The organism is Cellvibrio sp. 25HG11W-0 (genome assembly GCF_057815475.1).
Genome location: NZ_CM174230.1, coordinates 1,496,369 through 1,520,549, shown reverse-complemented (window position 1 = coordinate 1,520,549; position 24,181 = coordinate 1,496,369). Strand labels below are relative to the sequence as shown.

Annotated in this window: 19 protein-coding genes; 7 read left to right on the top strand and 12 right to left on the bottom strand. The window is 46.1% G+C overall.

Annotated features, from left to right (window positions below):
* Positions 1-84: 84 nt before the first annotated feature.
* Complete coding sequence (locus AC0KUT_RS06295) at positions 85-2,007, bottom strand: beta-ketoacyl synthase (protein ID WP_488834416.1); 1,923 nt, start codon at positions 2,005-2,007, stop codon at positions 85-87.
* Positions 2,008-2,128: 121 nt separating this feature from the next.
* Here AC0KUT_RS06295 and AC0KUT_RS06290 point away from each other — a divergent pair, with 121 nt between their 5' ends.
* Positions 2,129-3,136, top strand: coding sequence for a GlxA family transcriptional regulator (locus tag AC0KUT_RS06290; RefSeq protein WP_488834415.1), 1,008 nt, complete (start codon positions 2,129-2,131; stop codon positions 3,134-3,136).
* A 53-nt stretch (positions 3,137-3,189) separates the two neighbouring features.
* Here AC0KUT_RS06290 and AC0KUT_RS06285 read toward each other — a convergent pair whose 3' ends face one another.
* Entirely contained in the window at positions 3,190-3,675 is a 486-nt protein-coding gene (locus AC0KUT_RS06285; RefSeq protein ID WP_488834414.1) for an Hsp20 family protein, read from the bottom strand.
* A gap of 447 nt (positions 3,676-4,122) precedes the next feature.
* On the opposite strand from AC0KUT_RS06285, the gene AC0KUT_RS06280 reads away from it, so the two are divergent.
* On the top strand, positions 4,123-4,434 hold the full coding sequence (locus AC0KUT_RS06280; protein WP_488834412.1) for an HPF/RaiA family ribosome-associated protein: 312 nt from the start codon (positions 4,123-4,125) through the stop codon (positions 4,432-4,434).
* A 161-nt stretch (positions 4,435-4,595) separates the two neighbouring features.
* On the opposite strand, the gene AC0KUT_RS06275 is transcribed toward AC0KUT_RS06280, so the two are convergent.
* The 8 genes from AC0KUT_RS06275 to minC all read right to left on the bottom strand — a co-directional run bounded on the left by AC0KUT_RS06275 (position 4,596) and on the right by minC (position 11,085).
* Complete coding sequence (locus AC0KUT_RS06275; RefSeq protein WP_488834410.1) at positions 4,596-4,802, bottom strand: hypothetical protein; 207 nt, start codon at positions 4,800-4,802, stop codon at positions 4,596-4,598.
* A gap of 450 nt (positions 4,803-5,252) precedes the next feature.
* The gene (locus AC0KUT_RS06270; protein ID WP_488834408.1) at positions 5,253-5,885 is read right to left on the bottom strand and encodes a PEP-CTERM sorting domain-containing protein; all 633 of its coding nucleotides are present in this window, start codon (positions 5,883-5,885) and stop codon (positions 5,253-5,255) included.
* Between the two features lie 279 nt (positions 5,886-6,164).
* Entirely contained in the window at positions 6,165-7,715 is a 1,551-nt protein-coding gene (locus AC0KUT_RS06265) for a helicase HerA-like domain-containing protein (RefSeq protein ID WP_488834406.1), read from the bottom strand.
* A 21-nt stretch (positions 7,716-7,736) separates the two neighbouring features.
* On the bottom strand, positions 7,737-8,366 hold the full coding sequence (locus AC0KUT_RS06260; protein ID WP_488834404.1) for a YceI family protein: 630 nt from the start codon (positions 8,364-8,366) through the stop codon (positions 7,737-7,739).
* Between the two features lie 43 nt (positions 8,367-8,409).
* Positions 8,410-9,066, bottom strand: a complete 657-nt coding sequence (locus AC0KUT_RS06255) for a 3'-5' exonuclease (RefSeq protein ID WP_488834401.1) — start codon at positions 9,064-9,066, stop codon at positions 8,410-8,412.
* An 85-nt stretch (positions 9,067-9,151) separates the two neighbouring features.
* Complete coding sequence (gene minE / locus AC0KUT_RS06250) at positions 9,152-9,409, bottom strand: cell division topological specificity factor MinE (RefSeq protein ID WP_488834400.1); 258 nt, start codon at positions 9,407-9,409, stop codon at positions 9,152-9,154.
* 3 nt (positions 9,410-9,412) lie between these two features.
* A complete protein-coding gene (gene minD, locus AC0KUT_RS06245; RefSeq protein WP_488834397.1) occupies positions 9,413-10,222 on the bottom strand; it encodes a septum site-determining protein MinD in 810 nt (269 codons plus the stop codon).
* Between the two features lie 89 nt (positions 10,223-10,311).
* Positions 10,312-11,085 (bottom strand): septum site-determining protein MinC, encoded by a 774-nt coding sequence (minC, locus tag AC0KUT_RS06240; RefSeq protein ID WP_488834396.1) that lies wholly within the window; start codon positions 11,083-11,085, stop codon positions 10,312-10,314.
* A 220-nt stretch (positions 11,086-11,305) separates the two neighbouring features.
* On the opposite strand from minC, the gene AC0KUT_RS06235 reads away from it, so the two are divergent.
* Entirely contained in the window at positions 11,306-13,090 is a 1,785-nt protein-coding gene (locus tag AC0KUT_RS06235; RefSeq protein ID WP_488834394.1) for a DUF3300 domain-containing protein, read from the top strand.
* A gap of 90 nt (positions 13,091-13,180) precedes the next feature.
* Here the strand turns inward: AC0KUT_RS06235 and AC0KUT_RS06230 are convergent, their stop codons facing one another.
* The gene (locus AC0KUT_RS06230) at positions 13,181-14,767 is read right to left on the bottom strand and encodes a carbon-nitrogen hydrolase family protein (RefSeq protein WP_488834393.1); all 1,587 of its coding nucleotides are present in this window, start codon (positions 14,765-14,767) and stop codon (positions 13,181-13,183) included.
* A gap of 566 nt (positions 14,768-15,333) precedes the next feature.
* Here AC0KUT_RS06230 and ettA point away from each other — a divergent pair.
* The 4 genes from ettA (at position 15,334) to AC0KUT_RS06210 (ending at position 22,713) form a co-directional block, all read left to right on the top strand.
* Positions 15,334-16,998 carry an energy-dependent translational throttle protein EttA gene (ettA, locus tag AC0KUT_RS06225; RefSeq protein WP_488834392.1) on the top strand — a complete coding sequence of 555 codons (1,665 nt, stop codon included), beginning with the start codon at positions 15,334-15,336 and terminating at the stop codon, positions 16,996-16,998.
* A gap of 119 nt (positions 16,999-17,117) precedes the next feature.
* On the top strand, positions 17,118-18,560 hold the full coding sequence (gene nhaD / locus AC0KUT_RS06220) for a sodium:proton antiporter NhaD (RefSeq protein ID WP_488834391.1): 1,443 nt from the start codon (positions 17,118-17,120) through the stop codon (positions 18,558-18,560).
* A gap of 380 nt (positions 18,561-18,940) precedes the next feature.
* Positions 18,941-20,782 (top strand): choice-of-anchor X domain-containing protein, encoded by a 1,842-nt coding sequence (locus AC0KUT_RS06215; protein ID WP_488834389.1) that lies wholly within the window; start codon positions 18,941-18,943, stop codon positions 20,780-20,782.
* A 701-nt stretch (positions 20,783-21,483) separates the two neighbouring features.
* On the top strand, positions 21,484-22,713 hold the full coding sequence (locus tag AC0KUT_RS06210; protein WP_488834388.1) for a C2 family cysteine protease: 1,230 nt from the start codon (positions 21,484-21,486) through the stop codon (positions 22,711-22,713).
* A gap of 88 nt (positions 22,714-22,801) precedes the next feature.
* On the opposite strand, the gene AC0KUT_RS06205 is transcribed toward AC0KUT_RS06210, so the two are convergent.
* Positions 22,802-24,070 (bottom strand): transporter substrate-binding domain-containing protein, encoded by a 1,269-nt coding sequence (locus AC0KUT_RS06205; protein WP_488834386.1) that lies wholly within the window; start codon positions 24,068-24,070, stop codon positions 22,802-22,804.
* Positions 24,071-24,181: the final 111 nt, after the last annotated feature.

Genomic DNA, 24,181 nt, shown 5'->3' with positions numbered 1-24,181 from the left:
GCACAGAAGCTGTGCGAAAGGCGCAGCATTCTATGTGAATGAAAGCCATTTGTATAGACCTGTTTAAGCCCTAATCCACAAGATCTAGTCACACATATCTGCAAAGCGATTCGTACAGGCCAGATCTATAGCCTGAGCAAATCCTGGGAGGCTTAATTTGTCGCGATCAAATCGAATCAAGCTCTCATCAATCAAGTCTTGGCCAAAATGATAAATAGTGGCGAAATCACCGCGCAGTGCAGCCTGATCATATGCCTGAGCCTGAGACCGCACCACCTCACGCTTTTGCTTGTAGACATCCATCGCCGCTTGACCGTGACGCTTAGCCAGCATCACCTCAACCACCCGCGGTGCTACCACAGTAGCGGTAGCATTATTACCACCAAAGCCTTTGGAATTGAGGAAGGCAACATCTATCGGCACCGCCGCGCGATCCACATCAACTGTAGAAATACTTAAACGCTCAGCAAAGACATCATCGGCGACTTTATCGATCGTTTTAATCCCTGGAATTAAACCGTACTTAAACACACCAAGAGTAGAAATGAGCTGCTCGCCACTCGCGGCAGACAAGGAGTGCCCAACATAGGCCTTTACCGCAGTAACAGGCCAACTTTCAATCCCAAATACCTGCGCCACTTGATCAAAAATTTGCGATTCAGTCACACGATTTTGTGGCGTACTCGAGCCGTGAGCCTGAATCATTGAGCGCTGCTGCACAGCTTCATCACCCAAAAGTGCACGCGCTGCCGCTACCGCCTTAGCCATAGTTATGTAATTGCCTGGGCCAGGTGCAGAGATGGATTTTTTAAAACCATCGGCATTGATAAATACATCGCTCACGGCACCATGGATATCAGCACCCAGCGCCAGCGCCAGCGTATCATCCATTAACACCACGTACTGACTGGCTTCAGCCATAGTAAAACCAGCATTTTCGCCAAATGGGCGACTGGTTCGACGCGGATCAGCCTCATCGCTACCATCAAGCTTTTTTAGCTTATCTTCGCTCGCCAAGGCACCCATGGTGGCGTAGCCATCGATGATTTCGGGAACTATAGGCGCCTCAGCACATCCCACCACCGCTACACGACACTTACCCGTCGCTATATCTTCCACAGCTGCGCGCAAATTATAGAGAAATGACGCACAGGCCCCCGTAATAGCACCAGTATGCCCAACACTGCCAAGAATATAAGCATTTACGAAATCCGCGGGCATAGTATTCAAACCCAGCGGACACTGTTTAGTGCTCACTCGACCGCCCTTTAGACGCGACTGCAGCAATCCGCCAAAACCATCCTCATCCATTTGACTCATAACGTTGCTGGCATAGACCCCCACTTGATCAGGCTTAATTGCAGCCATGATCGAAGACCACTCAATACCAATAGATTGCACAGCATCGGAAGCGCCAATCACCGCCATTTGCAGTGCACGCGGATGAAAATGAGAACTGTAAAGCGCACCAGGGTTGAACCCCTCAGGTAATTGCCCCGCCGACTTCACCGGCAACTCACGATAACTGTCGAATTTGACTTCCATGCCGCCGGAAACAGTAACGCGCACCCTATCTCCATCACCTAGAGACTCAACCTGCCAACCAGCAGGTACAGGCTCAGGCAATTCGCGTTGACGCATTTCAAACGTCAAGGATGAATCCCCTGCACCCAAAAGCGCGGTTTTTTGCCAGTGCGCCGCATCAACATCAAAAAAACTTTTGTTTATACGGCGAATTAGCGTGCCATTAAGCACCCGTTCGCCAAAGTTAGATTCAATCGCATCCAAGCTGACAGGCTCCCCTGCTTCGGCTCGATAGTGACCATCCTCAAACTTAATCAAACCCATCATTACCGCCAAGCCAGCCAAGGTTTCTTGGCGCAGATTAACGGGAAGACTTTCAATGACCATACGACGATAAGCATGATGCCCAGAACTACGCCCAGCCGCATTGAATCCACCAAAACCCACAACAACCGGAAAATGCGCAACAGCGGCAGAGGACATAACTCAACTCCAAAAGCAAAAAAGAAGAAAATTCACCAAGGTCGAGAGTGTAGGCGCAACTCATGTTGATTTCTTCGGCAATCTAGCCATAATCAATGACAAATCAGTCAAGTAGCCATGTATGAATCAGTCGCCCCCAATAGAAATTCGATTCCTGCTCTGCGAACGCATGCTCGCCACCAGCAGCACACTCCCCATGGAAATGCTATTAGCAGCGGATAGCGCCGCTAAGGCGATACTACCTATAGAGAAACAAAGGAGATTACGCATTAGCACCGTCGGGCTCTCCAGCAAGGCTGTAACAACACGAGGAGGACTAAATTGGCAACCGGAGCAATCGCCAGAAGACGCAGCTCAATGCGATCTTATTTATATACCCGGCTTATGGCGCAATCCACGCCCCATTATTCAGCAACATGGAGCCACCCTTAAGTGGCTGCGAGAGCAATATGAGCAAGGAGCCATCATTAGCGCGGTTGGTACAGGCTGCTGCTTTTTGGCAGAGGCAGGACTACTAGACGGCAAGGCCGCCACCACTCACTGGCACTACTTTGATCAATTTCAAAAAGATTATCCAACCGTGCAACTCAAGCGACAGTATTTCATCACCCAAGCCGGCAACCTTTATTGCGCTGCAAGTGTTAACTCCCTCGCCGATCTAACCGTGCACTTTATCCAGCGTTTTTTTGGCAAAGAAATCGCAAACCATGTTGAGCGTCACTTCTCCCATGAAATTCGCAAGTCCTATGAAAGCAGTGCTTTTTTCGAGGACACCCAAAAACCACACCCAGACGAAGATATTATTCAAATTCAAATATGGCTTCAAGATAATTACTATCGCATTATCCTATTTCCACAATTGGCAGAAAGATTCGGTATGAGTACGCGTACACTCAATCGCCGTTTTAAAAATGCACTTGGTAAAACCCCACTAGAATACCTACAAGAAATCCGCATCAATACAGCACGCGACCTACTCAAAACCAGCAATCTATCCATTGGCGATATAGCGGATCGAATTGGTTATCAAGACACTAGCTACTTCGCCGGCCTTTTCAAAAAGCACTGGGCTACTACACCTCAGGCCTACAGAGATACAGTGCGCGCAAAATTATTTAAAACGGAATAAAAAAAGCCCCTGCAATGCTGCAGAGGCCCTCAAAAAAACATTAGTTATGAAACTTAAGCTGCGATACCTTCCACTGCTGATGGCTTATCACCAGTAGTCAACTTTTCCGCGGTAGCCTGGGCGCCAATCTCAATACGCCGTGGCTTCATAGACTCAGGAATTATTCGCTGTAAATCTACGTGTAGCAGCCCGCTCTCGTAGTTAGCGGAAAGCACTTGCACATGATCGGCAAGCTGAAAACGACGCTCAAAACTGCGCGCAGCTATGCCCTGATGCAAATACGTTTTCGCCTCTTGCTCCGCCTCTTTATTAGCAGAAATAGTTAATAAATTCTGATGCATTTCAATATTAATCTCGTCGCGATCAAAACCAGCTACGGCCATAGTAATTCGATATTTATCCTCCCCCGTTAATTCAATATTGTAAGGTGGATAACTGGGCTGCGCTTGTTCACTGCGTGACAAATTGTCGAGCAAACTAGCCATGCGGTCAAAACCAATTGCAGAGCGATAAAGTGGAGAAAAATCAAAGTTACGCATAATATATATCCTCAAATGAGCAATATGTTGAAGTTAGCTTATCTTCAAAGATCAAGCTTATTTATGTTTGCGACCCTCTTTCAAGCAATCGCAATCTTAAAGTAAGGTTCAACAATATTATTTCAAGGGCTAGCATTAAAAAATTAAATAAATTTGCTAAAAATATTTATAGGCTAGCCCCCAAGACAAAGCTTAAACTCGACACTAAGCACCAGACGCAACACTATGAATCAAGTCATTCTGCAACCCAACTTACAACCAAAGCTCACCATCAATAAAAAAGCTTTAGAGCTTAAAAGCATATAGGAAGATCAAAAAATATTAAGAAAAAAGCATTTAACACTTGATATTTTGCCAAAGAGTATCAATATAGAGATGAGGGTTAGGTTTTTACGCAACCCAAGCTGGGAGCCCTGCCCTCCAACTTAAACGTTAAGGAGCCCTACGATGAAACCTGCTGTCGACGTTGTATATCGTGATTTGGATTCTTCTGCTGCACTCAATAACATCATCCTAAAAAAGCTTGAAAAGCTCAGCCGCTTCACCGATCAAATAGTACATAGCCGCGTTATTTTGGATACCCCACACCATCACAAACACAAAGGCAAACAATTTCGCGCCTCAATCGAGCTAGATATTAAAGGCCATCCAATGGCTTTCACTCAAGATGATGAATCTATTCACGTTGCCGTACGCGATGCATTCTCCAGCGCAGAGCGAAAAGTTAAACAACTCGTCTCTCGCCAGCGTAACCGCTAAAACTTCCAAAGGATATTTTAAGACTTTAGAATAGACTAATGCTTTATTGATACACATACACATACACATACACATACACATACACATACACATACACATACAAAAGGAGGGTGAATAAATCACCCTCAGAATGCGCCCAAGCCCCACCTAAAAAGTGGGATTTATACTTCCAGCGCAGATGAATCAGCCTCCCCTTTGTCGTTAATCGTTGCACATCCGTGTGACCCACACTGCATGCAGCATCCCGTCGAGTCACCACCTTTATCCGATTGCGACTGTGCATCTATTACTCCAAAAATCGATACTGATGCCATTGCTGCAGCCTGAATGGCATCCCCCGACAGCCTAAGCAATTCGTGGTATTGCATGGAAGTAATTGAATCGCTAGTCAGGTGTAACCAATGATACTGATGCCGAAGATAAATAGCTGTTCGGCAAAAGACTCCACTTCTTATTCAAGCGATAATCAATACCGAACGTAAAGCTTACGAAAGCGAGCATTGCCTTATATCGGTGATGATCTGCCTTGCATTTACCGTATGGAGATCGAGATAATAAAATCCTTAGACCTGTTTTAGACATACAATATAAATACCGCACTCTATTGCAAATAAACTCAAAAATAACTCACCGATTATTTTCATGTGGCAGATAGCTGGCAGGGACGAGATTCTCGAGGGTGAACATTTCCTGCATAAGTTAAGGCGAGGGCAAGGTTTTAACTGCTGTCTTCACGAATTAGTTTGCACCATCAAATAAAAAGCCCCTGCTTTTGGCTAGGGGCTTTTCGGTGACCTGAGGACTAATAAATTCAACCCTTAGCGAGAGCGTACACGCACTGCAATCAAACCCATAAAGCCTGCCAAAAACAATAACAAGGCAGAGGGTTCGGGTACTTTCGCAACAGCGCGATAGGCGTGATTATCGCTTTCAAATGCAAATTGAGTGCTTGTTAATTTAACGCTATCAAACAAGTCCGTACCAAATGCAAAGTTAATGTAACGATTTGAATTCAGGCTTACACGATTACCATTCGCATAACTTGCACCTACTATTTGTGTACCCGTATAACTTGCAACCAGGCTACCCGCTAGATAGAAGCTGATGCTGTTATAGTTGTCGATAGAGCCCCAATATAAGCCAAAGTAATCCGCATTGGTGTCCAATTTGAACATAGCTGAACCATTAGATACCGGATTAGGTACAGCTAAGTATTGAGTATTAGTACCGGCAGGTTGCGCATGCTGACTTGTAGTACCTAAAACGATTTGATAATCACCACTGCAAGTAGCATAACCACAAAGCCCACTATTAAAGTCAATTACAGTGGCACCTGCCACAGAGGTGGTGGTGAGGCCAGTGGCAGAGAGAGTAACGACGGGAACAGCCTGCACAATAGCAGCAGCCATCAGGACAGCGGCACCTAAGGCTAATCTTATAAGTTGCTTCATGTGAATCTTCCTTTTTGAGTTTGATATGTGAATGAAGTCGATGTCAGTTTTTCAACATACCCACACAAAGGCAATTAACGCGCCACTTTTAAATAGAAACCTTATTTCAAAGACTTGCAAAAATGTGACGAAAATCACAAAATGAAAATGTATGAAATTCCGACACAATGCACCGGTTAGAGCCGGACATCAGCTTTATTCAATAGAACAGAGCTATTAGCATTGAATCATAGATATAACTCTTTACTGGTCTGCTCCCCACTTAAATCTTGAATTGAATTAACGCCGTCCACCGAGTAGCGAACCAAGAATTCCACGCACTATTTGCCGCCCAAGATTACTGCCCACTGCTCGAGCGGCGCTTTTCGCCATGGCCTCAAATGCGCTTTCGCGCTTGCTACTACTTCGCTCGGCTTGCTGTTGCGCGCGCGCTTGTTCACGTGCGAATCGCTCTCGCTCTTTTTGCTGCAATTTATATTGGCGCTCCTGCTCCTTACTTAACTGCTCCTGCACCTTTTGCTGTTCTTGCTGAGTTGCAATATGCAACTGCTGTTCGACTCTTCCACGCAATACTTCATAGGCAGACTCGCGATCAATAATTTTTTCATAGAGGCTTTTGTAGGGCGAGCGCGCTACAACTTCCAGTCGCTCATTGGCTGTGATAGGCCCCATCTTTGATGCAGGCGGTACAATCAAAACTCGCTCCACCGGTGTAGGCGCACCTTTATCATCAAGCACTGAAACCAAAGCCTCACCAATACCCAGCTCGGTTATCGCCATTTCTGTAGCAAAAGCGGGGTTAGCTCTAAAGGTTTGCGCAGCCACTTTTACCGCTTGCTGATCTCTAGGCGTGAAGGCCCGCAGCGCATGCTGCACCCTATTACCAAGCTGCCCTAATACCGCATCAGGAATATCTGCTGGGCTTTGCGAGATAAAATAAATACCTACACCCTTAGAGCGAATTAAACGTACAACCTGTTCTATTTTATCAAGCAACACTTTAGGTGCATCATTAAACAGTAGATGAGCTTCATCAAAGAAGAAGACCATTTTAGGTTTTTCTACATCACCCTGCTCAGGTAGATTTTCAAATAATTCTGAAATTAGCCAGAGTAAAAATATCGAATAAAGTTTAGGTTGATTGACGAGCGTCGTGGCATCGAGAATATTAATCACCCCCGTTCCCTCTAATGTCACCTGCATAAGGTGCTGCAAATCCAATGCAGGCTCGCCAAAAAAATGGTCCGCCCCCTGCTGCTCTAACATCATTAAGCGGCGCTGTATTGCAGAGATACTTGCCTCACTTAAACCGCCATATTCATCAGCTAGATTTTTACGTTCGTCCTTCATCCAATTAAGCATGGCCTGCAAGTCTTTCAAGTCGAGCATTAACATGCCTTGATCATCGGCAATTTTAAACGCGGCGTAAAGCACACCTGTTTGGGTTTCATTGAGTTCGAAATAATTGGCTAGTAACAACGGCCCTACATCTGAAATAGTGGCGCGTACCGCGTGGCCCTGCTGCGCGAATAAATCCCAAAACACACAGGGAAAGGGGCGCTGATAATAACTTTCAATACCGATTTTTTTTATGCGCTCATCTATTTTTCCATGCGGCTTTCCCGCCTGTGTAAGGCCCGATAAGTCACCTTTAATATCCGCCATAAAAACAGGCACACCCGCTTTGGCAAAACCTTCAGCAAGTATTTGCAAAGTAACTGTTTTACCTGTACCTGTTGCACCCGCTATCAAACCGTGGCGGTTGGCCATGCGTAAATTCAGTGATACCTGCTGGGTACCATTGCCACCAATCAAAATTCCATTGCTCATTGCAGCACCTCACATCGTAATTTATTGCTGTTGAAATTCGGCAAACACTTCAAGGTCGACCTGATCCGCTAAGGCGGGAATTAAATTATCCATGCCAAATACCGAGCGCTGTAAGCTACCGCGCGCACTAAAGCCCAGCGTATAGGCACCACTGAGTAAATTATTGCCAGCACCATTAAAATGTATGCGTAAAACTATCGGAGCTGTAACCCCATGTAAGCTAAGGTTGCCGCTAAATTCGGCATTGCTTTCATCCAACAAACGCACACTGGTCGTTTTAAAAAAGGCTTGCGGATAATGCTGCACATCAAACCAACTACCACTCAGAAGTGTTTCAGTAAGTGAGGCATTATTAATATCCAAACTGGCAATATCAATTGCCGCTGACAATTTTGCAGCCGCCAAGTTATTGGGATCAAACTCTAAGCTGGCTTCTACTCGATTAAAGCGCCCCACATAGGTGGAAAGCCCTAGGTGATTAATTTTAAAGAGCACTGTTGCATGAGCTTTATCCAGCTGGTAACTACCTTTCTCTAACTGAAAAATACTTTGCGTCAGCGTCGGCTGAATGAGGTAGCCGCAACCCGCCAGTGCCATAAACACCAACGAGTAGAAAAAAATAACCACGATTTTCGCACTAATCCTCAACATAAACCGAACCCTCACCCTTGTGAAAAATCACGTCACCTACACCTTAGTTAACTGCAACAACTGAAGCGGAACGCCAAGTATCTACAAAGTGCGCTAACTTATGCTTAGGCACTTTGGTCAGTGCTTGCATAAACTCAAAGGAAACATTATCCACGCCATAATTCACCCGCACCTTATCAAGTAAATTCAACCACAGGTGCGCAGTCACTTCCGCATCAGCCAAGGCACGGTGGTAATTACCCTCATTGGGCAGCCCAAGATAATCTGCCAAGGTAATTAATTGGTGGTTAGGCGCAGTAGGCAATAAGCGCCGCGCTGCCAGCAGACTGCATGCGATAGCACCGCCAAACGTCTTTTTAATACGCCGAAATTCCGCACGCAAAAAACGGTCGTCAAAAGAGGCGTTGTGTGCGACAAGATTATGCCCGGCGATAAATTCGTAGAACTCTGCCATCACCTTGGCATTACTGGGTGCAGCTTGAGCCATGGCCGTGGTAATGCCCGTTAGATTTTCAACAAAAAGCGGAATGCGAACACCGGGATTCATCAATTGTTGAAAGCGCTGTGTTATGCGCCCCGACTCAATAAGTACCGCGCCAACTTCAATACTACGGTCGCCCATATCGGGCGACAACCCTGTGGTTTCAAAATCAAACACAACGAGACTATCAGCGCTGCGCGTCATTGCGTGTAAGTTCATAAAAACTCATTTTATTGAGTAAACAAAAAGGGGCTGCAGCTTTCACTGCAACCCCTTGATACGAATAATTCTACTCGCATGCAAACTATTCTGGCAAGGTAATGTTCAGCTCTAAGACCGAGCAATGATCAGTGTTGTCGAGGCTTACGGTCACCTGATCAGAATCGATATTAATATACTTGCGAATTACTGCAATAATTTCCTGCTGCATTTGCGGCAAGAAGTCAGGCTGATTCAACTGACGCTTATTGCGTTCGTGGGCTACGATAATTTGCAAGCGCTCCTTCGCAGTAGATGCTGACGTAGGGGCAGTTTTTTTGCGTAGATAATCAAAAATACTCACGGTTTACACCCCCAATAAGCGTTTTATAAAACTTTTTTTCTCGGCTTCCAGAAAACGGTGCGGTATATCTTTACCCAGCAAGCGATCGACAGCATCGCTATACGCCTGACCCGCTTGAGTGGCCTCATCCATGATTACGGGAGTCCCTTGATTTGACGCTTTGAGCACTGCTTCTGACTCAGGAATAACACCCAGCAGCGGAATGGCTAAAATTTCTTCCACATCGCCCACACTGAGCATTTCACCCGCATCAACACGTGTAGGATTGTAGCGCGTTAATAACAAATGCTCTTCTATTGGTTCAAGATTCTGCTCAGCACGGCGCGACTTGCTTTGTAGTATACCCAAGATACGATCCGAGTCACGCACCGAGGAAACCTCTGGGTTGGTAACAACTATAGCCACATCGGCAAAATAAAGTGCCATCAACGCGCCTTGCTCTATGCCGGCAGGTGAATCACAGACTATATATTCAAAGTCTTTCGCGAGATCATTGATAACCTTTTCGACACCTTCGCGCGACAATGCATCCTTATCGCGTGTTTGCGAAGCAGGCAAGATGAACAGGCCTTCCACACGCTTATCTTTGATCATAGCTTGATTGAGTGTCGCCTCGCCTTTGATCACGTTCACAAAATCGTACACTACGCGGCGCTCACAGCCCATGATCAAATCGAGGTTGCGCAGACCCACGTCGAAATCTATTACAACGGTTTTGTGGCCGCGCATAGCCAAGCCGGTACTGATCGCTGCGCTGGAAGTGGTTTTACCCACTCCGCCTTTACCTGAGGTAACAACAATAATCTTGGCCAAGGGAGGCTCCTTTAAATAAATACATAAAATCAAATAGAAACAAATGTAGCTTCATACAAACGAATTAAAACATCTGTAGTCGCGAATAATTAACTGCTAAGCAAAGCCTCAAGAATTACTTTTTCGCCCTGCAGCGAAACTTGGACTGGCTTTTTAAATAACTCTTTAGGCAGCGTATCCTGCAACACAAAATTACCGGCAATGGACACCAACTCAGCCTCCATTTGCTGACAAAAAATGCGCGCACTCTCATCGCCCTTGACCCCTGCCAACGCACGGCCACGCAGCGATCCATAAATATGAATATGGCCATCAGCCAAAACCTCTGCACCCTCACTCACTTGTGCCAAGACAATTAAATCTGCGCCTTCGGCGTAGATTTGTTGACCTGAACGCACGGGGCGGGTAATCACTTTGCTTTGACGCTGCACCAAGCGCTCTTCGATCACGGTCTCTATAACCGTCTCAACTCGAGTTTCAACGATAGTATCAACACTTCGCGTAGCATCAACATCGCGCGCAGGCGCCTTGGGTAACTTTAAGGCTCGCTCGCTGGGCGTTGGCAATACGGCCAACCCTGTCGCAGCAACCGACGCTAACAATAACTCAGGTACGCCGCTAAAACCTAGGGGCTGCAGGTCTAGCTGGCGACAAATAGTGAGCAATTCGTCGGCTCCCGCTATAGCCTCAGGGTTTTCCAAGCGATCTAGGTTAATCAAAACAGGGGAATTCACAAAAAACTGCGGTGCTTGATCTATTTTCTCTTTCAATTGCGCCAGTAACTGTTCCGGCTCATAACTGACAATAGCCAATACCACAACAGTAACAGCACTGCCTTTAAGCTGAAAGTTCACGTCTATCATGCGCTATCTCAAAATAAGAGGGGTCTAATTCCTAAGGGCGACACTATGCCGCTTTGGGTGCGCCATTATCAAGCCATGGGTCGATTAGTCAAGCGAGTGAAGCAGCTTAAAATCTATATATATCCAGTATTCAGGCCGCATTAAGCACTTGCGGCCTATAAATGAACCAACAAGGGTTATTAACCCTCTAAAAACGTGTAACTCCCCGAGAGACATGACCATGAAATCCACCAACTTTCTCTATTCTTTTAGCTTTGCTCGCTTTTTGCCTCTGCGAGGCAGCCCCCTCGTTAGAAATCTAGCATTGATTCTACTCATAGCTGCCAGCCTAGGCACCCCCCTCAAGAGCGCAGCAGCACAAGAGCCTCCGGTCGTCGAGTTCAGCCAAGCGCAGCTGGATGCCATGCTCGCGCCTATAGCTCTTTATCCAGATACTGTTCTGTCTCATCTACTAATTGCGTCCACCTACCCGCTAGAAGTAGTAGAAGCCGATCGCTGGGTACGCAGCCACACTAAGCTCGAAGGTGAAGCTGCCGTCAACGCGGTAGATAACAAAGACTGGGACCCCAGTGTAAAGGCACTGACAGCCTTCCCCGACATTCTGCGCCGCATGAGCGAGGATCTCGACTGGACCCAAAACCTAGGCGATGCTTTTCTTTCTAATGAAGCACGCGTAATGGACAGTATTCAAAATTTGCGTAATCGCGCCTACGCCTCAGGTAACCTCGACAAGGTTGATAATGTTCGCGTCATACGCGAAGAGAAAACCATCATCATCGAGCCCTCGGTGGAGCGTGTTGTTTACGTACCCGCCTATGATACGCGCGTCATCTATGGCAACTGGTGGTGGCCAGATTATCCGCCTGTTTACTGGAACTACCCTAGCAGCTATGTATTTGTGTCAGGCTTTTACTGGGGCCCACGAGTTTATCTAGGTCCTAACTTTTATTTCAGTTCCTGCCACTGGCGCGACCGCCGCGTAGTAGTGGTAGATCGCCATCATCATTACTCAGGCCCACGCTTTTATGATGGTCGTAGTATTTCCCGCTACGAAGACGCGCGCCCTTGGCAGCATAACCCTGTGCACAGACGTAATGTGGCCTATCACAATGAGCGCACTCGCGCGCTTTACAATGGCAGACAAGAAAGTTACGACAGCGCCCATCGCTACCGCGACAGCTTGCGCGGAAATAACGGCGGCTCAGGTAATGGCTATGTAGCACCTAACCGGGCGCGCGAATTGCGTCAAAGCAACGCGCGTACAGAGCAGCCCTATGATCGTCGTGCTGAGCGTTCAAATGGACAGCAGGCAGGCGGTGCACGCTTGCCCAATCTCGACAAGAGTAACAACCCACGCAATGAACGTGTTGTACGCGGCAATAGCAATAATGTAGTCAAGCAACAGAATGATGCAGGTAATCAAGTAATACAAAATCGCGCCGAACAACTGCGCGAGCGTATGGGTGCGCACAATGAGACTCAAACAGCCAATCGCCAAAACATCCAAAGAAATGAAAGACAACTCCCTGGGATTAAATCCGACAGTCATCAACCAGAGAGAGCAGCGATACCCGGCCGAAGTACGACCACGACTGACGCACCACGTTTTAACAATCGTCGCGATACCATTCAAAATACACGCCCGCAGAATGGGCCCGAGCAGCGCAACAACCAATCTACTAATCCAGTTGGTATTAGGGCAGAGCACACAACAGAAACACGCAACTACGGCAACTCGCGCCCTCAGCAACAGGAGTCGAGAACAGTTACTCCTATTACTCGCACAGAGACTTATAAGGCTGATCGTCCGCAACGCATTGAGCACAATAGCGAAGAGCGTATCAATTACAATCGCGACGACAACTCAAACAATAATTCAGACAACAATCCAAGAAACAACAACACAAGAGACAATAATCGCATTGAAAACATGCGCAACAATGATCGAGGCAATGCGAGCGGTGGCGGAGAAAGGCGTATAATGCGTGGTGGCCGCGAGATGTAACTTCGGCCAAGAATAGTTATAGCTATAAAAAAAGCAGCGCCTAAATTAGACGCTGCTTTTTTTATTCAAACTTACTTCAAGTAAAAATGACTAGCTTTTGTCGCCGCGCCATTGCATACGGTATAAATCATGACGGCGATCTTTCAAGTTTTGTACGGTACCACTGTTACGCGCTTGAATTAACAGATCAGGGCGTAAATCTGCAAAACCTATCATCTCCACATTCGGAGTAGTATCGGCGGCAATACCATCACGGGCGAAAGGGAAATCACAAGGCGTGAGAATACAGCTTTGCGCATACTGAATATCCAAGTTCGCCACGTTAGGTAAATTACCCACATTACCGGACATCACCACATAAATTTGGTTTTCTACCGCCCGCGCTTGGCAGCAATAACGCACACGCAAATAACTTTGGCGCTCATCCGTACAGAAAGGTACAAACAAAATTTGCACACCTTGATCGACCAAATGACGCGCAAGCTCAGGGAACTCAGAGTCATAACAAATCAATACACCAATAGGGCCGCAGTCAGTATCGATTGCGCGCAGAGAGCTTCCACCTTCAATATCCCACCAATAGCGTTCCATTGGCGTGGGGTGGATTTTAGGTTGCTCAAATGAGCGGCCATCACGCAAGAAAACGTAACTGATATTTTCAATGCGCCCATTCTCAACCCGCGTAGGGTGAGAGCCAGCAATAATATTTACATTGTACTTAAGCGCTAGCTCACGCATTGACTCTTTAAAGCGCGGAGTATACTTCGTCAGTGCTTCTATCGATTCACTTGGCGTCAATTCCTGATCTTCGATAGAGAGTAATTGCAGGGTGAATAACTCCGGAAATACCACAAAGTCACTTTTATAATCCGCAACCACATTCACAAAATATTCTATATTTTGAATGAACTCGCTGAAAGAACTCACTTTCCGCAGCTGGTACTGAACCGTAGCAATGCGCACCACGTCGGGCATACGCACCCCAAACTGCTTTACTTGCTTGGATTCACTCGATTGCACTTTAGGATTTTTCCACACCATGTGCGCGGCATAACCCATAGATTGATCATCATCTGGCAAATAATTTTCTACTATGCCGATCACTTCAAAACCGTTACGCAATTGAAATGACAACACAGGGTCTTTAATTTTTTTGTGAACAACTTGGTCTATGTAGTTTTCAACTGTTTTTAATTTTCCAATCCGCTTAGCTAAATTAGGAATACGCCCGGCGAAAACAACTCCCTTTAAGCCCAAGCTTTGGCATAATTTTTTACGCTCATTATAAAGACGCTGGCCAATGCGATAGCCGCGACAACTGTCATCAATACAGACTTCCATGCCATAGAGCCAATCGCCGTTAATATCGTGACGCGAAGCGTAACCGTTGCCAGTAATTTCATGCCAAGTGTGGGGCTTTAAACCAATTTTTTCAGCAATGCGGAAAGTGGCGCAATAACCTACTAAGGCATCGCCAACGATTACAACTATCTGACCTTGTGCGAAATTATTGATTTGCCCAATAACGGCAGCAGGTGAATACACCTCCATTTTCAGCGGCTTATAAACACGCTCAGAGAGCGCCACAATGGCAGGGACATCTTGCAGGGTCGCATTGCGCACAATCAAATGGTTATTGGGGTCTTTTAAGGTATTCGGGTTTTTAGCAGACATCATTTTCCTCACCAAGTCATTTCAAGGAGATCAATTCGCACCCTATTAAAGGCAAAGTTGATTTTTAAGTGTAGATTGCAGGGCAATAAATACAGCAAGTAACGAATGATTTTTTATAGCAAGTAACACTCACAGAAACCAGTACGCCATTAATCAAAAACAATGCAGAATGAAAAGGTATTCAGCGAAAAACACCGTTTCACTAACACCCCTTTAGAATTAGATATTCCTGTTCTAAATGGCTGCTCTCTTGAACAAAATAATTGCAGTAAATTAGGCGTTGCCAAATTCAGGATGGGGCCTAAAGATCGGCTCCCTAGACTGCGCGGCATGCAAAACTTTCAGCCTACATACGTACTTCGCAGCGGTGCCAGTCTAACAGATTAGCCGCCTAAAGCCGAATTCAATCTTTTTTTGAACGTTTTAGGATAGCGTCAAACATGCACCAAATACGCGCAACTTTAGGGCTCGCGCGCGCGTAAATAAAATCCAATGGTGTATGTCGCTTTCCCCCCAGCGCGGCTTTCTTTATAGTAGGCACCCTCTTTACTGACCGAGGTTTTAGCTCCATGGCTCAATATGTATACAGCATGCATCGACTGGGCAAAGTTGTACCGCCCAAACGTGAAATCCTGAAAGACATTTCGCTGTCTTTCTTCCCTGGCGCCAAAATCGGCGTGCTCGGTCTAAACGGCTCGGGCAAGTCCACCTTACTGCGCATTATGGCGGGCGTGGATCAGGATTTTAACGGTGAAGCGCGGCCTATGCCCGGCATCAAAGTGGGCTACTTACCTCAAGAACCCCAACTAGACCCAACCAAAGATGTACTCGGCAATGTGCAGGACGGTGTGCGCGAAGCGGTAGATGCACTGGCTGAACTCGATCAAATATATGCAGCCTACGCCGAAGCAGATGCCGACTTCGATGATCTGGCTAAAAAACAAGCCAAATGCGAAGATATCATCCAAGCATGGGATGCGCACAACTTGCAACATACCCTAGACGTCGCGGCCGATTCATTGCGCTTGCCGCCGTGGGATGCTGACGTTTCTAAACTGTCAGGTGGTGAACGTCGCCGTGTAGCGCTTTGCCGCCTGCTGCTTTCGCGCCCCGACATGTTGTTGCTCGACGAACCCACCAACCACTTGGATGCGGAATCGGTTTATTGGCTGGAGCAATTTTTACTCGGTTTCACCGGCACCGTTGTGGCCATTACCCATGATCGCTACTTTCTCGACAATGCTGCCGGTTGGATTCTCGAACTCGACCGCGGCCACGGCATTCCTTATGAAGGAAATTACACCAACTGGCTGGAACAGAAAGAAGCTCGCTTAGCGCAAGAATCACGCTCAGAAGCCGCCCATCAAAAAGCCCTGAAAACCGAATTGGAATGGGTTCGCCAAAACCCCAAGGGTCGTCAAGCGAAAAGTAAGGCACGTTTAGCACGCTTCGATGAACTGCAATCGCAAGAATTCCAAGCGCGCAACGAAACCAACGAGATCTATATTCCACCCGGTGAGCGCTTGGGCGATAAAGTTATCGAATTAGAAAATGTCAGCAAGGGCTACGGCGACCGTCTCTTAATCGATAACCTCACCCTGAGTATTCCCAAGGGTGCCGTCGTCGGTATCGTGGGCGGTAACGGCGCGGGTAAATCCACCCTATTCCGCATGATAGCCGGAGCCGAACAGCCAGATAGCGGCACTGTCACCATCGGCGAAACCGTCAAGGTCGCCTATGTAGAACAGAGCCGTGAAAATCTCGACGATAAAAAATCCGTATGGGAAGCAATATCCGACGGGCAAGATATTTTGAAAATCGGCAACTACGAAGTTAACTCGCGCTCTTACATTGGCCGCTTCAACTTTAAAGGCTCCGACCAACAAAAACGTGTAGGCGAATTGTCCGGCGGTGAGCGCGGCCGTTTACATTTAGCTAATACGCTAAAGCAAGGCGCTAACGTACTGCTGCTCGATGAACCCTCAAACGACTTGGATATTGAAACACTGCGCGCACTGGAAGATGCAATTCTCGCCTTTCCTGGCTGCGTATTAGTGATCTCGCATGATCGTTGGTTCCTCGACCGTATCGCCACGCACATACTGGCCTATGAAGGCGATTCGGATATTGTCTTCTTTGAAGGTAACTACACCGATTACCATGAAGACTTCGTAAAACGCAAAGGTCACGACTCACAACCCAAGCGCATGAAATATAAGCCACTCAAAGCTTAAGCATAGAAAAGGCAGCTCTTATTGGAGCTGCCTTTTCTGCTTTATGCTAGCCACTATAACCTCCTGCGCACAACCTTACTCTCTTCACTCTTTGTTGCCACTGCTCTTAAAGGAACACCATGCTACTTTCACGTTTACGCATCATCTTGCCGCTACTGCTGTTGGGTCTCAGCAATTTTGCACAGGCCAGCAGCGGTGAAGCCTTAAACCTCACCAGCACTACCATCGGCTGGGTTTGTGTCGGTCTGTTTGTTATTGCTTACGCTTTCGTAATGCTGGAAGAAAAACTACACCTACGCAAATCTAAACCCGTTTTGGCGGCAGCAGGTATCATTTGGGTACTCATCGCCTGGGTTTACACTCAACAAGAAAACTCTCACTTAGCAGAGCAAGCCTTTCGCCACACGCTGTTAGAGTTTGCAGAATTAATGCTCTTCCTGCTCGTTGCCATGACGTACATCAACGCCATGGATGAGCGCGGCTTGTTCAACGCGCTGCGCTCCTGGATGATTCGTAAAGGCTTTAGCTTTCGCCAACTTTTTTGGATTACCGGCATACTCGCCTTTTTTATCTCGCCGATTGCCGACAATCTCACTACCGCATTACTCATGTGCGCTGTCGTATTAAAAATTGCAGAAAATGATCGCGCCTTCGTTAACCTCAGTTGCGTCAATATTGTTGTCGCAGCGAATAGTGGCGGTGCCTTCAGCCCCTTTGGTGATATCACCACGCTTATGGTATGGCAAGCAGGCAAGGTAGACTTTCTTACCTTCTTTCACCTATTTTTACCGTCGCTCGTGAACTTCTTAATCCCCGCCATTATCATGAGCTTTTTTATTAAAAATAAACTGCCGGAGAAAAATGCAGCAGATTCGCTAGCAGAAGGCATGGGTCATAAAGAGGGCGCATTCCCTATTTTGTTTTTGTTTCTACTTACCGTCGCCAGTGCAGTACTCGGCCATATTGTGCTGCACATGCCACCCGTAATGGGCATGATGATCGGCTTAGCCTATCTGAAAATTTACGGGTTTGTATTGCGTCGTCGCGGCATTATTAATATGCAAACGGCTTCAGATTTTGTTCAATACCGTAAAGACCGTTCTATTGCCGATATAGCCCTACCCTTCGACGTATTTCAGCCGCTCGCACGCCTAGAGTGGGATACCCTATTGTTTTTTTACGGCGTCATTATGTGTGTAGGTGGCTTAGGTTTTATGGGTTATCTCACCTTGCTTTCTGAGTCACTGTACGGAAACTTTACCGAAACGGTTTCTAACGTAAGCTTAGGTATGATTTCTGCTGTGATAGATAACATTCCTGTCATGTATGCAGTGCTCACCATGGCACCCGATTTCTCCCAAGGGCAATGGCTACTTATCACCCTCACAACAGGCGTCGGCGGCAGCATGCTCTCGATTGGCTCTGCGGCAGGTGTTGCGCTTATGGGTCAAGCGCGCGGCTACTACACCTTTATGGGTCACCTGAAATGGGCACCGGTAATAGCGCTAGGGTATGTTTGCAGCATTTACACCCATCTATGGCTGAATGCGGGCCTTATGTAATTCAACAAAAAACCTTAACAAACAATGCCAGTCAGCAAAACCCGCTGGCATTGTTTATAGCGAAACAAAAATCATTTGAAAAGTTATAACGAAAACACCATATAGATTCTACTCCTCGCCATCATCCAACAATTCCACATCCACGTACCGCGCCAACATGTTACGAATAGACGCCAATCTAGCCGGAAGTTTAGTAACACCTGTAACGAAATTAAATTTAGTGTCGCCTTAGATAGGCTTTATGTGTATTGATGCGAACATTTGAAATTAGCCGATTGACCTCAGGATACTGATCCACTATTCCTTACCGACACATGGAAATTGGGCATATTGTCCAGTGATGAACTTACGAGGGATTTTATAACCATGTGAGGTTACTCATGCAGGCTAGAAAATACTTATATACATCCTTGCTCACAACGCTTATAGCGACAACGGGTTACGCATCACTAACATTTGCGCAAACTGATACAGCTAAACCCAGTTCGCTCACTCTAACAAAAACGGATGATGCAACTGCTATAGTCGCTGCCAGCTTTCCCTTTAGCGAAACCCGTCAAAAAGAAATAAAAATTCAAATTGGAAAAGAGGCAATAAGCCTATTTGATGACGGAAGCAATGGCGATGTACGCGCGGGCGATAATATCTTTAGCAGTAAGGTCCCATTCGACTTTTCATCTTTTGCGAAGGCAAATGCACAATTAGCCAATAATAAAAATTTAGAAAAAATGCCTATTTTTGCGTCTGGGGATCGCCAAATTTTAGGCACACAGTCGCTTAGGAAATCGCTCGACGGTATAAGTATCACAAGCTTGAGTGGAAAGACTAAATTTAGCTTTTCACTGCCGACAGACCCGAAGCTTATTAAACTAAATCAAACTATTAATTTACCACTCGTTAACCTTCCACTTGGTTTGCCCCAAGATATTGACCTAGCGCCCGCCGCTGTCAGTATTCCACACTCACTCATGATCACCAGTACTAATGTCGTTAGTGACCCAACTAGAACCTGGGCCTGCGCTGGCCCCAATAGTGCCCCGAGCGGTAACGCAACTGGAGACTGGACGTTTTGGCAGCAAATGGAAAATATGGCAAATGGCACTGCTAGCACCTCTGACTTTATTAAAAAGCTTTTTAAACACTGGACAGTAAATCAAACCATTAACAGCTTTATCGTTAACGCACGCCCCAACGTGTACCAAAAAATAATTGAGGAGTGGGAACTGCGCAGCGGTGGCCCAGGCGCCATCCTTAAACCGGAAGAGAGCCCTTTCCGTTTGCTCGGCATAGTGCCGCGATTAGATTTACGAGGCGGCACAGGCCCCTATGCCGGTGGTGATGCAGGTGAGGGACGTTTTGTATTTACCCTCCACGATGGCCACTGCAATAACCTGAGCAAAACTATTATTCTTGAATACAAAGTGCCCATCAACGGCTGCACCAACATTCGCAGCTGGGCACAAAAATGGATAGATCTCGCCAGCTCTAGCAACTACAACGATGACCTTGCCAGCCTAACGCAAGTATTTACGGCTGCTGGCGCCAATCCTTCAGGCCCCAATCAAAGCGCCATCAGTCAAGTGCGCACTAATGAATTTTTAGCAGGTTCGCCGCAATGGCAACTGCGTGAATTTGTACTACCTGCAACAGGCGGCTTTTTAATGCAAACGGATACTAAACAGGAGCCACATATCAGCCTAAACAACTCAATTACACTTGCAAAATATATCAACGCCAACTGGCCGCTATTGGTAGGGCCGCCTGCAGCCCAGCACACAGTCCCCTTAATGTTTAACGGCAGTGCATTTGCTGCAGGCAGCGCACCTGACCCCGTACTTTGGAGTGCACCCAACGCATTCTTAACCGTGCCCACCACACCGGCGCCCGTTACACCACCGCCGGCAACTGTACGTGATGACGCGCTTTTTCAATTAGCACTAAATACCTGTAGTGGTTGCCATCAGATGGAAACATCTACGTCTTTTGCGCACTTACACTACAACTCCACACCAGGAATGCCCGCACTACTATCCGGATTTTTAACAGGTGTGTCGTTACCCGACCCTCGCAACCCCGCCATTGTGCGAAGTTTTAACGACCTAGCTCGCCGCGCAGTTGATATAGACATAGCGGCGAACATGAGCTGCCTTAAATCCCTACCCATAGGCAACGTATTAGTCAATCAATTCACCTCACCTGCTGTTTTACGTTCCTCGCACTAAACAAAAGCCGCAGCTTTATTACCCGATCTTAAAGCCAACTTAAGATCGGGTATCTAAAAGCAGTAAAAACACCAGTCGACCCATAAAAAAAATAACCCGTACAAAAAAGGCGCGAGTGAACCCTGAAGTGCAGTATCAACAAGCTTTTGGTCTAACGTCATAACAACGCCTTACCCATAAGGAACCATAGAACGTATTTTTTATTCATCGAATCTCTCCTCCGTCGAAGACTAAAACACACACAATACGTGGGAGAAGGAATTACTTAGCCATATATAATGCTCTCCTATCAACTCTTATAAAGAAAGTTAATATAGCTGGCAGTTTCTAAAAAAACGACCAAGACTAAGCTTCTTAACAGATTAATCTCGCCGTGAAAAAGTCACACATTAACTGCGGAATTTGGCCACTCTTACCCTTAATACTGCGTGTAATCTAAGCGTGTAAACCTAAAAAGATTAACGTCTAGATGTTCAAAATAGGTTACTGATTAGGTTTTAACACTAGCGTCGCGAGCAAGCGCAATGGAGAAAGCTGTGCCTTTTATTGGTTTCATTTTCTCAAAGCGATCTATTTTTTTGACTATTGGGTACAACAGCTACACGGAAGACATTTACCCAATATTCACCTTAAAATAACTCGCTTCAGCAAAGGTTAGAACGCTAAAACGTTGTCAATTATTTCCCCTTAAGGAGCAAGACATGGAACTTAACATTGGTGTAACAAACCCCTATGCAATCGCAGAGCAGGTAGCAGGCCGATCCATTCGCTGGAACAGCCTAACAAATCCCGTCGCAGAACTATCGGCAATTTTACAAATTCCCGAGGAAAAAATTTTTGCTAAAGACAGCCCGCTACTAAGGCCAGGTCTAATAGAAGATGCAGCAGGAAAAATCAAGTTACTTTCTCCTGCTGAAGCGAATCTTCGCCTAGAGAATTATTTGAAAGCGAATACTATTGCAACACCCTCTGCGCCAACTGCGCCCATCAACATAAATATTTCAAGTATTAGACGAGAAAATATAAGTTTACCGATAAGCGCTCGCACAAAAATAGTCAGTGAGTTTTTAATTCAGTCACAACTAGGCTCAACCAATCAGCCTTGGAACCCAGCTAATACCGTATGGGTTGATAAGGGTGATTTTTTTGAAGATTTAGGTGAAATAAATGACCCCATCCAAGGTGGCCTTGCAAATTGCTACTTTATTGCAGCCATGAGTTCTGTGGCTTGGTCGCGCCCCTATGCCATTGCAAATGTCGTGCGGCCCTCTGCGTGGGGTGACGATGAAGGTCCGATTCATCGGGTAACCTTCTATAAAGATGGCATTGGTAATGGTGAGCACATAGAAGTCAGTGAGCGCGTGCCCGTGGCCCAAGGCTCTAATGCATGGCTCTATGCCCGCTCACTAGATGCTGGCGAAATTTGGCCCGCTGTTTTAGAAAAGGCCTTCGCAAAATGGAAGACCGGAAACACCACTGACTTTCCGGATTACAATCCACTCGCTTATGGTAATGCGGTATTAGCTTGTGCGCAGTTAGTTCGCGGCAGCCAAAACTATCGCAACAATAAAAACACTACTGCTGATGCATTAATTCAGGCGATACGCGCCAATTCATTAGGTGGACGCACATTTAATCCGATGGTGGCATGGACTTATGGCACAGCACCTACTGGTCTAAACTACAGCACCGCTCGCGTCGTTGGTAATCATGCTTATTCTTTACTAGGTTGTGTATGGCGCGACAACAACTACTATGTCGTACTGCGCAATCCTTGGGGCACACATGAAGCAACACTTGATGTTCTTCCCGGAACATGGACAACCAGCAATGCCTACACCGCACAGATGCCGCTAAACACTAATGGCGTATTTGCCATGAAAGCAAGTACGTTCAAACAGTACTTTGCTGGTTTGGGTTGGGTTGCTTAGTAAACAAATGCAGTAATCCTTAAAAGAAAAAACGCGCACCATTTACGCTAAAATGTTGCGCGTTTTACTGTCTATCATTACTAGATTGTCATTGAATTTGCGACAATACTTTTTCAATATCCACACCAAAAATCAGTACACCTATAGGCGCCTGTTGTTCCTCGTTCACAAGAGGCACACTTATATCCACCTGAAAATGCTTGGTTGATTCATCGTAGCGAATATCACTGAAAAATAACCGATTGCTAGGCTGACCAAAGGCCCGTGTAAACTTAGCTTCATCTCCCTGCCAAAAATCTGAAGTGATATCGCTAATGGCGACATTGAGACCACGCGCATCAGCGACAATAATCTCGGTGATTTGCCCCTGCCCTTCCTTTTTTATTTCACGCAGTTGCGCAGATAGCTCTTGATCTACCATTTTCAAAGAATAAGAAAAGTCATCCGCCTTAAAGGCTTTAATCCACTTCTTATCCATTATGGCGATTTCCTGCTGAGTCCATAGACGCGCTTTAAGATTGTGTTTTTTCAAGGCTTCTTCTAATCCCGGCAGATGTTTCCAGCGTTCTATTTTACGAATCAATAACTCTTCTAACACTTGCTGCTCATAAGCAGACAGACTAAAAGGCTGGCTAGTACACTGTTCAATTTTTTTATTAAAACGCGACAAAAAGCCAGGATTTTTGTTTAAAAAGGCCTCGTTAAAGTACACACCTAAGGGAACATAACGAAAGAAACGCGATTGGAATACCTCAGGGGGAAACTGCACCTCTTGTAATGCTTGATAAAAGTGCTCGCGATCAGCAAGGATCACATCGATGCGTTTAGACTTTAATAACTTAATAAGTTGCGGCAAATTATTTGCACTCATTTCAATATTATAGCCAGCCTCACTTAACCAAGTTTCTTGCTGACTCCCCAGAATCGAGCCAAGCTTATAACCTTCGCGCCATGTTTCAGGTGCCGTCGTTTTACTGCGCCAAAACCAATACCAATTTTCCAGCACCAAAGGTGCTGAAAGTACCGCATAGGGATCAACTTGCCGCATGGGTATAGCAGTAAAAAAACCATCAATACGATTATTTTTTACATCTTGATAAGCTCGCCGCCAGGGCATTATTTGCACACTGTAATCGCGCCGAAGATCTTTAAATATACAACTCAGATGAGGCGATAGGTCTTGTGTGTAATCACCTCTAGGATTGTCAGAGGTAAACGCTGAGGCTATATTGGTAGCCAATACCACAGTTGCCGCAGAACTGTGCTTAACTCGCATCTCCGCGCTTTCTGCAACAACAAGCGCAGCGCTAAAAAGACTATAGAGTGTGTAGACAGTCAGCCAATATTTTCTCAGCACACTAATGATCCTCACCTTTCTAAATTATTTACAGCTATAAAGTGTCACCTTAAAGAGGTTTAAGTATAGAAAAAAATATGGAAATTGCATTTTTTATAACAAAACTTTAAT